Genomic DNA, 12,021 nt, shown 5'->3' with positions numbered 1-12,021 from the left:
GATAGAATGCGGTTTTTATTTTTAGCAAACCAATTATGGCAACTGTAATTTTTTATAACTTCATTTTGTTCAGCAGCACGTTTTTTGTGTGGTTGAGTGAGAAGGGTAAAGGCAATTTAGAACGCTATTTTTTTCTTGGAGTGGCTTTCTTGCTTGTGTTTGTGCCTGCAGCGATACGGTTTGACGTAGGAACGGATTATTTAAACTATCTTAGAATTTTTGAAAGTAGTTGGGAGATTGAAAGTTATAAATACAAAGAGCCATTATTTTATTTTATAAATTGGTTTTACCAAAGTATAGACGCTCATTTTCAATGGATGTTTGCCACATTTGCTTTTATGTTTACGGCCGTTGCATTTAAAGCTTATCCACGCAAACAAACATGGTTGTTGCATTTTCTGTTCTTTTCCATGCTGTGGTTTTTTAGTTTCAATGGCATGCGGCAAGCTGTGGCATTAGCTTGGTGTTTATTGGCTTTATTTCGGTTTTTTGAAAAACGATATTTCTGGTTCTTCTCCTTAACGATTATAGGAGCAATGTTCCATCAAAGTGCTTTGTTTATTTTAGCCGCAGGTGTAGCCGCTTTGGTTCCACTTGGTATGCACCTAAAAACTCGCATAATTCCCATCTTTTTTATTGGCTTTATAGTTTTTACTTTTGTTTCAATGAATCTTGTTTTGTTGTATATGGAACAAATATTACAAATCGTTGGCCTAACTAAGTACGCGAGCTACTTTTCTAGTACAAAGCACTTTGTTTCACGAGAATTTGGCTCTGGTATAGGCGTGTTAGCCAAGGTTTTGTTTGCCATGTATATAATATGGAATAGTAAAGCTTATATACAACAAAATAAAAACTATTGGCTGCTAATTATTTTAACCTTTGCTTACGCTGTTGGGGTGGTGCTTGCCAATGAAATTATTATTTTTGGTAGAATGGCTGATACTTTTGTAATCGCACCTATTATGGCTGGTTATCTATTGCTCCAATTACCTAAAAATAGACAGCTAAACAGGTTGGTTTTAGGGTGTTTTGTGGTGTTTTTAACACTGTCTTTTGTCAAAGATAGCATGGGAGTTGAAACTAGTTATGCAGACCCTAAACGTAACCCTTATCAAACAATTTTTTCAAAGTAGCTATGCCTAGTAATCCTGAAATATCAATAATTATTCCCGTTTACGGTGTTGAAAACTACATTGCCAAATGCATTGAAAGCATTAAGGCGCAAACATTCAAAAACTTTGAAGCAATTCTTATTAATGATGGCACAAAAGATAATTCTATGGCAGTTGCTGAGAAAGCTATAGCAGGTGATGAGCGATTTATTATCTTGCATAAAGAAAATGGCGGACAAGGTTCAGCACGCAATCTGGGTTTAGATAACGCACGCGGTGAGTATATTGCCTTTATAGATAGCGATGACTGGGTAGAGCCTGATTATTTAAAAGCGATGTATGAAAAAATAATTGCTGAAAATGCAGATGTGTGTACTTGTGATGTGAGGATACTTTCTCCATCGGGTAAATTAGAAAAAGTATTTAAAAGTAATCCTGAAAAATACGTTCTTTATAATGATTCTTTAAATGTGTTTTTTTATATTTCAAACTGGATGTGCGACAAGCTTTTTAAAGCTGAAATTTTCAGAGGAATGAGATTTGACCCAGCGGTAAGAACTTTTGAAGATGCGCACTTTGTTTTTAGATTGATCTACAAAAAGAAAATTACATCAGTAGATAAACCACTATATAACTACATTCAACATGTGGGTTCTACGAGCAATGATGTTAAACCAAGTTATTTGGAAGATAGGTTAGCTGTATATCAAACACAAATGGATTTTTCTAAACAAATTGGTATAAGTGATGGAAACTATTTGCTCCATCTCTACTTAAAAACATTTTTATTTTTTTGTATTACAACACTTGCAAGATATTCAAAAAACTATAAAACAGATATTAAAAAATTAAAGATGGTGATTGATGGTCAACAATTCACCTTTAAAAATATCCTTTTTATGATTAAAAAGGAAAAGAAAGTGGGACTGTCTTTACTCTTATTCAAACTTTCTCCTACCGCTTTTCGTGCATTTGCACGCTTTTGGTTTAGAAATAAAGCTGCATAAGGATTACTATGAAACGCATTATCACCTATGGTACGTTTGATTTACTTCACTACGGGCATATCAACCTGCTACGTCGTGCCAAACAGCAGGGCGATTATTTGATTGTGGCTCTTTCTACGGATGAATTTAACTGGAAATCTAAGCAGAAAAAATGCTTTTTCGATTATGAAAAGCGTAAGCATTTGCTAGAAGCCGTACGTTATGTAGACTTGGTTATCCCTGAAAATAGTTGGGATCAAAAAGTTGAAGATGTGAAAATGTATCACGTAGATACGTTTGTAATGGGCGATGATTGGCAAGGTAAATTCGATTTCTTAAAGGATTATTGTGAAGTGATTTACCTTCCAAGAACTCCTGAAATTAGTACAACACAAATAAAAGCTGATATCAAAGGCTAATAATGGATGCTGAAAATATAATAAAAAATGCTTTAATAGAAACAATGGATGAGTTTCATAGAGTATGTGAAGAGAATGACCTCAAGTATTATCTAATAGGAGGTTCACTTATTGGGGCTATTAGACACAAAGGGTGTATTCCATGGGATGATGATATTGATGTCATCATGCCTCAAAAGGATTTTGAAAAACTTCTTTTGTTAAGGCCCCATTTTGCTGAGCCCTTTGAGTTGCAACATCGGTCTTTTACCGATTCATTAATGCTTCCCATTGCACGAGTAGAAAATAAAGCAGTAATTATTGATGAAGGATATTATTCAGGTATGCATACAGGCGTATTCATTGATGTGTTCTGTTTTAATGATACTTTTAGCTCTAAATTACTACAAAGAATGCACTTTAAAATAGCCGCGGGGGCTAGGCTATTATTAAGATTTAAAGATCGAACATATTCAAAAGGAAAATACAGCACTTATTACTTAAAACTTTTTGAACTAGTTAGTCGTATTTTTTTACTTTTCCCTAGAGCATTATTAAATCTTCTTGTAAACAAAGCAGAAAAATTAGGACAATTTGGCGGGAGAAAAAAATATCTAGCTAATCTTCATGGTGTGTGGAAAACCAAAGAGATAGCTCCCAAGTCTCTTTTTCATAAAAGAAAACTTTATGAATTTGAGGGCCGTCAGTATTGGTCAATAGAGGATGCGGATGCTTGGCTAAGACCTATTTATGGGGATTATATGCAACTTCCTCCTGAAGAAGATAGAGTCCCCAAACATATAGAGAAAATTATTAGCATTAATGGAGTTAAAGTAGATTCATGAAAGAAGATATAGCCTTGGTTCTCGTTACTTTTAATCGAAGTGAATTACTCATAGAGATGTTAAATTCCGCGATAAAGCAAACAGTATTACCATCCATAATTTATGTAATAGATAATAATTCTAGTGATAATACAGCCCAACTAGTATCCGATTTTTCTAAGAAATATCAAGATACTATTAAAGTCAGCTACCATAATACAGGAGCTAATTTAGGGGGGGCTGGTGGCTTTGAGTATGGAAGCCGACTAGCTTATGAAAAGGGGCATGAATGGATATGGTTAGCAGATGATGATGTTGAACTAGATCCAAATTGCTTAGAAAACTTAATTAAACATAAAGATGAAGCTGCGATTTTACAACCTATGCGAGTCAATATGGATGGTAGCTGTGCTGAAATTTCAGGAACAGACTATGAAATAAATAGCATCACACGATTAAATCCCAAACAAAACACTGTGCAAGACATTCAACAAGATTGGGAAACTGTAGAGCTAAAAACAATCCCTTTTGAGGGACCTATGATTCATAGGGATGTTTTTGCAAAGATAGGATTTCCTGATCCTCGTTTTTTTATATTTGACGATGATCTAGATTTTGCTCTACGAGCTCAACAGGCAGGTTTTAAGATTCTCTGTGTACGACAAGCCGTGATGAAGCGTAAGATTCCATTTGTACAAAGTCGCGCTTTAAGTGGTTGGAAAGGCTATTTTATGTACCGTAACTTCTTTTATGTACAATTAACTTATGGAAATAAAGCAATTGCATATATTAGAGTATGGTTAATATTTATTTTAGTGACTGCTCATACTCTTGTAACAGGCAAAGCCAAATCTTTACCAATGTTATTTGATGCATTTAAACATGCATTAAAAGCGGATTTCTCTGCAAATGACAAATATAAGCCATCTTAAAATTAAAGGGTTTTTTATGAATTTTGCTATTGTAGGCGCTGGATTCTCAGGCGCTGTTATTGCTCGTGAACTAGCTGAAGCAGGCCATAAAGTTACTATTTTTGAATCTCGCAATCATATTGCTGGTAACTGCCATACTGAGCGTGATGCAGAATCAGATGTAATGCTACATGTTTATGGTCCACACATTTTTCATACAGATAATGAAGAAGTATGGAAATACGTGAATCAATACAGTGCTTTTATGCCGTACGTAAATAGAGTTAAAGCTGTTACTGGTAATCGCGTTTTCTCTTTACCTATTAACCTACTTACAATTAACCAGTTTTTTAACAAAACACTTTCTCCTAATGAAGCAAAGGAGTTTATTGCTCAAAAAGGGGATAGCAGTATTACTAATCCTGAGACTTTTGAAGAGCAAGCCTTAGCATTTTTAGGTGAAGAGTTATATGAAGGATTTTTTAAATACTACACCATCAAACAATGGGGAATGAGTCCAGCAGAACTTCCGGCAAGTATTTTAAAACGCTTACCTGTTCGTTTTAACTATGATGACAATTACTTTTCCCATAAATATCAAGGGATGCCAGAACATGGTTATACCGTACTTGTAAAGAATATTTTAGATCACGATAATATTACTGTTCACCTCAATACCGAGTTCAACAAATCTCAAGCTGTCGAGTATGATCATGTTTTCTATTCAGGAACATTAGATGGCTATTTTAACTATGAATTTGGCCGTTTACCTTATAGAACTTTAGATTTTATAAAAGAAAATCATGAAGGGGACTATCAGGGATGTGCTGTCATGAACTATTGTGATAACAGTAAGCCTTTCACTCGTATCACTGAACACAAGTACTTCTCCCCTTGGGAGAATCATGAAAAAACGGTAATTTATAAAGAGTATAGTCGTGAGTGCGAACCTGAAGATATTCCCTACTATCCAATTCGCCAAGTAAAAGAAAAAGAGTTGCTACAAAAATATGTTGAAAGAGCAAATCAAGAAAAAGGGATTACATTTGTCGGCCGACTAGGGACCTATCGATATTTAGATATGGATGTAACGATTGCAGAAGCACTAAAAGTCGCCCGTCAATTTATACAACTTACTAATGAAAAAAAAGAGATCCCTTCTTTTTTTGAACAAGTTGTATAGAATATCCATTCACAAGGTAATCCCTCCACAAATCTGCAGTGATTCGGGGTAGAATTTTCTATAAAGGAAATTCTATGCGTAAATCCAGATATACCGACAGCCAGATTATGGCCATTTTAAAACAAGCTCAAGCAGGTACCCCTGTTCCAGAGCTGTGTCGCGAGCATGGCATGAGTAGTGCCGTAGACTTACCCTAAAAAGGCACAAGCGAAAACCAGAGATTTCTGCCATGATTCTTTACATGGAGGAAATCATGAAACCGTAACATTGAAAAATTAAATTATTTCAAATCAATATATTATTTTTCTCATTATGCTGTACGTGGGGGGTTGCGTACTAAGCTGCCTTCTTTAGCTCGCTGGTTAGGTATTTGAAAAGGTTTAGTTTAATGCTAAAAGTAAATATGAATAAAAAAATTCTTGTTACTGGCGGAGCAGGCTACATTGGCTCTCATACTACTCTTCAGCTGCTTGAGGCTGGTTATCAGGTAGTTGTATTAGATAATTTAAGTAACAGCTCAGCGAAGTCTTTAAAACGAATAGAGGCTATTACGGGTGAGTCGGTTGATTTTATCGAGGGCGATATTAGAGATGCCGCTTTATTAGATAGGCTGTTTCAACAGTATGATTTTAAAGCTGTTATTCATTTTGCTGGCTTGAAAGCGGTGGGTGAATCTGTGCAGCAGCCGATACGTTATTACCAAAATAATATTGTGGGGACACTAAACCTAGTAGAGGTAATGAATAAATTCGGCTGTAGAAATATGGTGTTTTCTTCATCTGCTACAGTTTATGGGGATCCTGCTCGTTTGCCTATTACCGAGGATATGCCTCGATCGGCAACTAATCCCTACGGGCGAAGCAAGCTGATAATCGAGGAAATATTAGAGGATATCTTCGCGGCTGACTCACGTTGGAAAATTATTAATTTGCGTTATTTTAATCCAGTTGGAGCACACCCTTCTGGTTTAATTGGCGAGGACCCTCTCAACATCCCGAATAATCTTATGCCCTTTATTAGTCAGGTGGCTTGTGGAGAACGAGATCAGTTATCTGTATTTGGGGATGACTATGAGACGGTGGATGGAACGGGTGTGCGCGATTATATTCATGTGATGGATTTGGCAGCGGGGCACTTGGCCGCCTTAGAGTATTTGCAACAGCAGAAAAACGGGGTGTGTTTACCGGTTAATTTAGGTACAGGCCAAGGGGTTTCTGTATTACAAATGGTGCATTTTTTTGAAAAGGTGAACGGTGTTCGGGTGCCTTATGAAATACAGCCTCGACGCCCTGGGGATGTGGCGACTTGTTATGCGGATGCGACTAGGGCTGAGCGCTTATTTGGCTGGCGTGCAAAATTAGATGTGCAAGCCATGTGCAGGGATACTTGGAACTGGCAAAAGTTAAACCCCAAAGGCTACGAGCCCTAGCTGCTTACCTAGCACCAAAACCTGTAAGCACGGTTCTGATAGTGAGCAGAATGATGAATATATCAAGCTGTAATGAGTAGTTTTTGATGTAGTAAAAATCGTGTTCTATTTTTACTTGGGTTTCGTTTACATCTGCAGCGTAACCCTGACGAACTTGGGCCCAGCCTGTGATACCTGGCTTTACTACATGTCTATAACTATAAAAAGGAATTTTTTCATCAAACTCTTTGACGAAATCAGGTTGTTCGGGGCGGGGGCCAATCAAGCTCATATCCCCCTTAAGAATATTAAAAAACTGGGGCAGCTCGTCTATACGAGTTTTACGTATAAATTTTCCTATGCGTGTAATGCGTGGGTCCGCCTCGCCAGCAAACTGTTGGGGAGCATCAACATCAAATCGCATACTGCGAAATTTATAAATAGTAAAAGGTTGGTTGCCCTTTCCAATACGGGTTTGTGTATAAATAACAGGACCTGGGCTTTCTAAGCGAATTGCTAAAGCTGTTATTAAACACAGCGGTATTACGATGGGGGCTGTGATGATGATAAAAGCACAGTCCATTAAGCTTTTTATTCGCTCTAAGGCAGGAGAGGGCAGTAATGCTCCGATATTGTTTTCCGACATATGGTTAATGCGAACGCGCCCACTGATAGACTCGTAAATGTTTTTTGCATTATAAACAGGGATGCTTTTTAGAGCGCAACGTGTTAGAAAGCGCTCTTCGTCAGGGGTTAAGGTATTAAAGTCAGCCACAATACCATCGTAACGCTTATCGTTAAGATTTAAGTTGTGGAGTACATTAATCCTAACTCCTTTTAGGTTTTTTAAATTAAGAATTTCTTTTGAGAAACCCTTGTTTATAACAGCGAGTTTTGTGCTTTTGTATGCAATAAATATTTTATATTCTATAAAAAACCATACAAAAGCTAATGCACCACTTGTAATAAAAAATAACCTTGAAAATTCAAATCTTAAGAATAGAAAAATAAAAAATATGAGGGCATAGCTAGAGAATACCTGGGTGGTTAAAAGTATTAATGACTTTCCACCAGGATAAGCTTGTAATAAATGTTTGACCCCATAGTTAGTTAGAATAAAAGCCAAACAGCTAATATAGAAGGCATGCATTGTGCCTGTATCTGTCCTTCCCATTTGTTGTAAGACTAGCAGTGGCATTAAAGCAACAATCAACCAGCCGCTAATAAAAGAAAATGTTTGGGAAAGTAAAACTTGTTCGTGGATTTTATTAAACCGTCGGATTGGTAACATGTCGTAATAGCGTCTTAGTTATGGTTTTTTGTTTTGGTGGGGCAAATTATAGCAGGCTAATCTGTGGTAATCCCCCCCCCACTTTTGACAGCACTTCATAGTAGAATAAGTAAGATGTTGCTGTAATTTTTGTTTAGGGGTGATGCATGCCTATTGCCATATTGGAACGTTCATGATTGTATGTCCAGAGCCAAGCAGTAGCTTCTTGCTGTACTTCCTCTAGGTTTTCGAAGAGGTGTTGAGCTAATCAATCATAATGAATCGTTCGATTATAGCGCTCGACGTAGGTATTTTGTTGTGGGTTTCCTGGTTAAATATGGATTAACGTGATTTGCCGTTGAGCTGTCCACTCAAGGTGTGCTTTACCTGCATACCCCGGCCATTCGCGAGCTGGTCATACATAAAATTCATCGACAAGACATTGGTTAATGTCTGTAACAGTACTCAAGGGCTCAGGACGCTCACGGACTAAACGCTTTTTCGGTTTGATGCGCAAATTGAGTTCGAGTTGCCGATAAATTCGATACACCCGTTTTTGATTGTATGCAAATACTTTGATATTACATAGATAGGCGTAGCATAAACCGAAGCCCCTGTTGCGCTGAGCTGTCGTTAATCGAATTAACCAATCCGCTATCACGTCATTTTTTTGAGCCTGCTCTGGCTAATACTAAATACCGTACAGGCCAGACGAATGCACACGTTGTAGTGCTGTACAGCACGTTGCGCCATTTTTTTTCGCACGCCACTTATAAAATGTCGCATTGCTCATGCCGTGCTCACGGCACAGCTTTGGAATCGGCCTACCGGCTTCAGCTTGTTCCACAATAGCTATGATTTGGCTATCGGTGTAACAGAATTTTTTCATCGAATTTCCTTTTCGAGAAATTCTACTTTAAAACACTGTGGTTTAGTGGGGGATTACCGAAGCGCAATACGATCAGGTTGTGATTGATACCGCGCCCTTGTTGCCGGTTGCTGATACCTTAGCGATCATGCCTTATGTAGACGCAGCGTTTATGGTGGTACGTGCCGAACAAAGCACCGTACGAGAGGTCCAGGATGCAGTGGCGCGTTTACGCACTGCTGGGGTAGCCGAGCCATTAAAAGGGGTTGTGTTTAATGGTGTGCGCCGATTCCGGTTGGGGTATGGGGCTTCGTATAACTATTACTACACCTATAAATAAACTCGCTGCTTACCCCCCAAACCGCTAAAATCAAACACTCAGATAACCATCAGCGATGGTAGGTTTTGAAAGAGGTTGACGACATGATCGTAGAGTGGAGTGGGGGTGTGGTGGCTGCGGTCGCAGCCATCGCAGTCGTATTGGGTTATGGCATAGCCGCCTTTGTGTTTAAACGCAAAGAGCGGCTTTATGTATTACAGCAACACGAAAAAGCGCTGACCCTAAGCCGTCAGCAAGAGCAGTTGTTAGCCTTGCAACAACAGGTGCAGCGTTGGCAAGATGATTTTGATGTGCAGCGTGACGAAGCCCAAAGCTGGCGACAGCAATGGCAAGCATTGCAGCAGCAATATCAGCAGGTGCTGAGCTCAGAGAGCACGTTAAAAGCCACCTTAGCAGAAAAAGAAAAACATTTTCAGGCGCAAATCGAGCAATTAGAGCTGGCTAAAAGTACGCTACGCCAGGAATTTGAAAATCTTGCAAATAAGATTTTTGCGGAAAAAAATCAGCGTTTTCATCAAGCCAGTCAAATGAATCTGGATCAGTTATTAAAACCCTTTAGAGAGCAAATCGAGGGTTTTCAGAAGCGCTTAAACGAAGTCCACGATGCGTCATTACAGGGGCAAACGCATTTATATGCGGAAATTCGTAAAATTTTAGACGTGGGGTTGCAGATGAGCACCGAAGCCAATAATTTGGCTGCAGCTCTAAAAGGGGATGCCCAACAACGTGGTGCTTGGGGCGAGGCCCAATTACGACGGACGCTGGAAATGAGCGGTCTTGTGGAAGAGGCGCACTTTTCTGTACAAAAAGGCTTTAAGGATCAAGAGGGCAAATATAAGCAGACGGATTATGTGATTCATTTGCCTGACAATAAGCATATTATTATTGATAGTAAAGTCACGCTAAATGCGTATGACCGAATGGTTGCGGCGTCTAGCCCAGAGCAGTATCAGCTAGCGCTTGCCGAGCACATTCAAGCGGTGCGACGCCATATTGATGATTTGGCTAGCAAGGATTATTCCAATTTAATTGGTGTGCGTAGCCCAAATTTTGTGTTGATGTTCATGCCTATCGAGCCCGCTTATATTGAGGCATTAAAACACAATAAAGATTTATTTGAATATGGTTATAAAAAAGGGGTGGTGTTGGTATCCCATACCACTCTGATTCCTATTTTACGAACCGTATCCAATTTATGGATGTTAGAGCGCAGCCATGCCCAAGCGCGTGAAATCAGTGAGCGTGCTGGCGATATTTATAATCAGGTGTGCGTAGTCGCTGAACGCTTAGCCAAGCTGGGTAATACCTTACAGACGGTAAGCCGTCACTATAACAGCACGGTTACAGCTTTGGCTGGGCAACAGGGGTTGTATGGCAAAGTCGAGCGCTTTAATCAGCTTTCTACTCGGGTCACAAAAACGCTTCCCACCATGGAGCCCTCCCATCTAGATTTTGAAAATGAGCGTCTTAGTTTAATTGTAGAGCCTGTATCAAACCCAGAGGAAAACGAATCCTAAGAGCAGATCTTTGGTCTGGTTTGATTTATGATAAGTATTCTTATTGGAGACAAAAATGAATCATATTTATGCAATTGATGGGATTGTGCCGGTTGTTCACGAAACAGCGTTCGTGCACCCGACGGCGGTTTTAATTGGTGATGTGATTATTGGCCCAGGGGTGTATATTGGGCCGCTTGCCAGTTTGCGGGGTGATTTTGGGCGTATCATCATGAAAGAGGGCTCGAATATTCAAGACACCTGTGTGATTCATGGTACGCCCGAGCAAGACACGGTGGTCGAGGTAGATGGCCATATTGGGCATGGTGCCGTATTACATGGCTGTACCATTGGTAAAAACGTGCTGGTGGGTATGAATGCCGTGGTGATGGATCAAGCCGATGTCGGAGCCGACAGTATTATTGGCGCCATGGCATTTGTGAAAAAGGGGATGCTTATCCCTGAACGAAGTCTTGTGGCTGGTGCACCTGCTAAAATTATTAAAACGCTGACGGATACGGAAATCGATCATAAGCGTCTGGGGACGCATATGTATCAGCGTTTAGCCCAACGTAGCTTGGCCACCATGGAAAAAGTCACGCCCTTGCGTCAGGTTGAGCCGAATCGCCCCCGTTTAACACCGGATATGATTTATCCAGATTATTACCGTCCTTGATGCGGCTAAGCAATACGCAGGTCGACTCAAGGTACAATGGCATGCATAGCTAGTTAAAAGGAAAGAGTATGCGTATTGCTTTATTTATTTTTGGGGCGTTAGCCGCCGGGTATTTAATTGTTAAAGGCTTTAAGCAAATGCTGGCAGAAAGCCGACAAGATTCTGAAAAAAACAAAGCCTTGCCCCATGACGAGGACTAAATATTAGGCATGTTTAATCAATGCCGGCTGGAAATGAAAAGCGATTAACGTAGGGCGGTAAAATAAATTAATGCTAGTAAAGTCGCGCCCCCTGCTACAAATACTATAGGCAGGAATTCCAGTAAGTAAGTGTATTCTATTAGCATGGCCGTCTCCATAAGGATTGATGACAGTAAATAACATACTACTTACATTTTTACAGATTGTGAATAATCCCGTACGAATTTAACGTTAATCGATACACTTAAGGCGAATTATTGCTTAGCCTGTTTCTGCTAAGTCGTTGTTACCGGCCTCAGAGCCGGTATTTTTGTGCCTAAAAAGCAACATACACAAATGTTTGTTA

At 39.3% G+C, this 12,021-nt stretch carries 12 protein-coding genes and 2 pseudogenes; 12 read left to right on the top strand and 2 right to left on the bottom strand.

Going from position 1 to position 12,021, the window contains the following annotated elements; translation table 11 throughout:
- Positions 1–35: 35 nt before the first annotated feature.
- The 8 genes and pseudogenes from ABD980_RS05240 (at position 36) to galE (ending at position 6,846) form a co-directional block, all read left to right on the top strand.
- Positions 36–1,136 carry an EpsG family protein gene (locus ABD980_RS05240; RefSeq protein WP_345370123.1) on the top strand — a complete coding sequence of 367 codons (1,101 nt, stop codon included), beginning with the start codon at positions 36–38 and terminating at the stop codon, positions 1,134–1,136.
- Between the two features lie 2 nt (positions 1,137–1,138).
- Positions 1,139–2,122 (top strand): glycosyltransferase family 2 protein, encoded by a 984-nt coding sequence (locus ABD980_RS05235; RefSeq protein ID WP_345370121.1) that lies wholly within the window; start codon positions 1,139–1,141, stop codon positions 2,120–2,122.
- An 8-nt stretch (positions 2,123–2,130) separates the two neighbouring features.
- Entirely contained in the window at positions 2,131–2,520 is a 390-nt protein-coding gene (tagD, locus tag ABD980_RS05230) for a glycerol-3-phosphate cytidylyltransferase (RefSeq protein ID WP_345370119.1), read from the top strand.
- 2 nt (positions 2,521–2,522) lie between these two features.
- A complete protein-coding gene (locus tag ABD980_RS05225; RefSeq protein ID WP_345370117.1) occupies positions 2,523–3,344 on the top strand; it encodes a LicD family protein in 822 nt (273 codons plus the stop codon).
- Positions 3,341–4,255: a glycosyltransferase family 2 protein gene (locus ABD980_RS05220; RefSeq protein ID WP_345370115.1), complete on the top strand. Its 915-nt coding sequence runs from the start codon at positions 3,341–3,343 to the stop codon at positions 4,253–4,255. The genes ABD980_RS05225 and ABD980_RS05220 overlap by 4 nt, the downstream gene beginning before the upstream one ends.
- A 16-nt stretch (positions 4,256–4,271) precedes the next feature.
- Complete coding sequence (gene glf, locus ABD980_RS05215) at positions 4,272–5,417, top strand: UDP-galactopyranose mutase (protein ID WP_345370113.1); 1,146 nt, start codon at positions 4,272–4,274, stop codon at positions 5,415–5,417.
- 74 nt (positions 5,418–5,491) lie between these two features.
- Positions 5,492–5,599 (top strand): annotated as a pseudogene (locus tag ABD980_RS05210) (transposase); the annotation flags it as partial.
- Between the two features lie 221 nt (positions 5,600–5,820).
- On the top strand, positions 5,821–6,846 hold the full coding sequence (galE, locus tag ABD980_RS05205) for a UDP-glucose 4-epimerase GalE (protein WP_345370111.1): 1,026 nt from the start codon (positions 5,821–5,823) through the stop codon (positions 6,844–6,846).
- A 4-nt stretch (positions 6,847–6,850) separates the two neighbouring features.
- Here the strand turns inward: galE and ABD980_RS05200 are convergent, their stop codons facing one another.
- Both ABD980_RS05200 and ABD980_RS05195 read right to left on the bottom strand, forming a co-directional pair.
- Positions 6,851–8,116 (bottom strand): exopolysaccharide biosynthesis polyprenyl glycosylphosphotransferase, encoded by a 1,266-nt coding sequence (locus ABD980_RS05200; RefSeq protein WP_345370109.1) that lies wholly within the window; start codon positions 8,114–8,116, stop codon positions 6,851–6,853.
- 18 nt (positions 8,117–8,134) lie between these two features.
- Positions 8,135–8,984, bottom strand: a pseudogene (locus ABD980_RS05195) (integrase core domain-containing protein).
- Positions 8,985–9,063: 79 nt separating this feature from the next.
- Between ABD980_RS05195 and ABD980_RS05190 the strand changes: the two are divergent.
- The 4 genes from ABD980_RS05190 (at position 9,064) to ABD980_RS05175 (ending at position 11,675) form a co-directional block, all read left to right on the top strand.
- Positions 9,064–9,303 carry a P-loop NTPase family protein gene (locus tag ABD980_RS05190; protein ID WP_345370107.1) on the top strand — a complete coding sequence of 80 codons (240 nt, stop codon included), beginning with the start codon at positions 9,064–9,066 and terminating at the stop codon, positions 9,301–9,303.
- Positions 9,304–9,386: 83 nt separating this feature from the next.
- The gene (locus ABD980_RS05185; protein ID WP_345370105.1) at positions 9,387–10,820 is read left to right on the top strand and encodes a DNA recombination protein RmuC; all 1,434 of its coding nucleotides are present in this window, start codon (positions 9,387–9,389) and stop codon (positions 10,818–10,820) included.
- 55 nt (positions 10,821–10,875) lie between these two features.
- Complete coding sequence (locus ABD980_RS05180; RefSeq protein ID WP_345370103.1) at positions 10,876–11,475, top strand: phenylacetic acid degradation protein PaaY; 600 nt, start codon at positions 10,876–10,878, stop codon at positions 11,473–11,475.
- A gap of 68 nt (positions 11,476–11,543) precedes the next feature.
- Positions 11,544–11,675: a hypothetical protein gene (locus tag ABD980_RS05175; RefSeq protein ID WP_345370101.1), complete on the top strand. Its 132-nt coding sequence runs from the start codon at positions 11,544–11,546 to the stop codon at positions 11,673–11,675.
- The last annotated feature ends 346 nt before the right edge of the window (positions 11,676–12,021 follow it).

Origin of the sequence: Paenalcaligenes hermetiae, assembly GCF_039543645.1 — a bacterium.
GTDB classification, from domain to species: Bacteria; Pseudomonadota; Gammaproteobacteria; order Burkholderiales; family Burkholderiaceae_B; genus Paenalcaligenes; species Paenalcaligenes hermetiae.
Note: the sequence above shows the minus strand (reverse complement) of the source record. Positions and strands in the feature narration are given on the sequence as shown.

Excerpts from the sequence above, each read along its gene's own strand:
- ABD980_RS05225 (WP_345370117.1), top strand. The coding sequence starts at position 2,523 with ATGGATGCTGAAAATATAATAAAAAATGCTTTAATAGAAACAATGGAT.
- ABD980_RS05235 (WP_345370121.1), top strand. The coding sequence starts at position 1,139 with ATGCCTAGTAATCCTGAAATATCAATAATTATTCCCGTTTACGGTGTT.
- ABD980_RS05180 (WP_345370103.1), top strand. The coding sequence starts at position 10,876 with ATGAATCATATTTATGCAATTGATGGGATTGTGCCGGTTGTTCACGAA.
- ABD980_RS05240 (WP_345370123.1), top strand. The coding sequence starts at position 36 with ATGGCAACTGTAATTTTTTATAACTTCATTTTGTTCAGCAGCACGTTT.
- galE (WP_345370111.1), top strand. The coding sequence starts at position 5,821 with ATGAATAAAAAAATTCTTGTTACTGGCGGAGCAGGCTACATTGGCTCT.
- ABD980_RS05200 (WP_345370109.1), bottom strand. The coding sequence starts at position 8,116 with ATGTTACCAATCCGACGGTTTAATAAAATCCACGAACAAGTTTTACTT.
- ABD980_RS05220 (WP_345370115.1), top strand. The coding sequence starts at position 3,341 with ATGAAAGAAGATATAGCCTTGGTTCTCGTTACTTTTAATCGAAGTGAA.
- ABD980_RS05175 (WP_345370101.1), top strand. The coding sequence starts at position 11,544 with ATGCGTATTGCTTTATTTATTTTTGGGGCGTTAGCCGCCGGGTATTTA.
- tagD (WP_345370119.1), top strand. The coding sequence starts at position 2,131 with ATGAAACGCATTATCACCTATGGTACGTTTGATTTACTTCACTACGGG.
- ABD980_RS05185 (WP_345370105.1), top strand. The coding sequence starts at position 9,387 with ATGATCGTAGAGTGGAGTGGGGGTGTGGTGGCTGCGGTCGCAGCCATC.
- glf (WP_345370113.1), top strand. The coding sequence starts at position 4,272 with ATGAATTTTGCTATTGTAGGCGCTGGATTCTCAGGCGCTGTTATTGCT.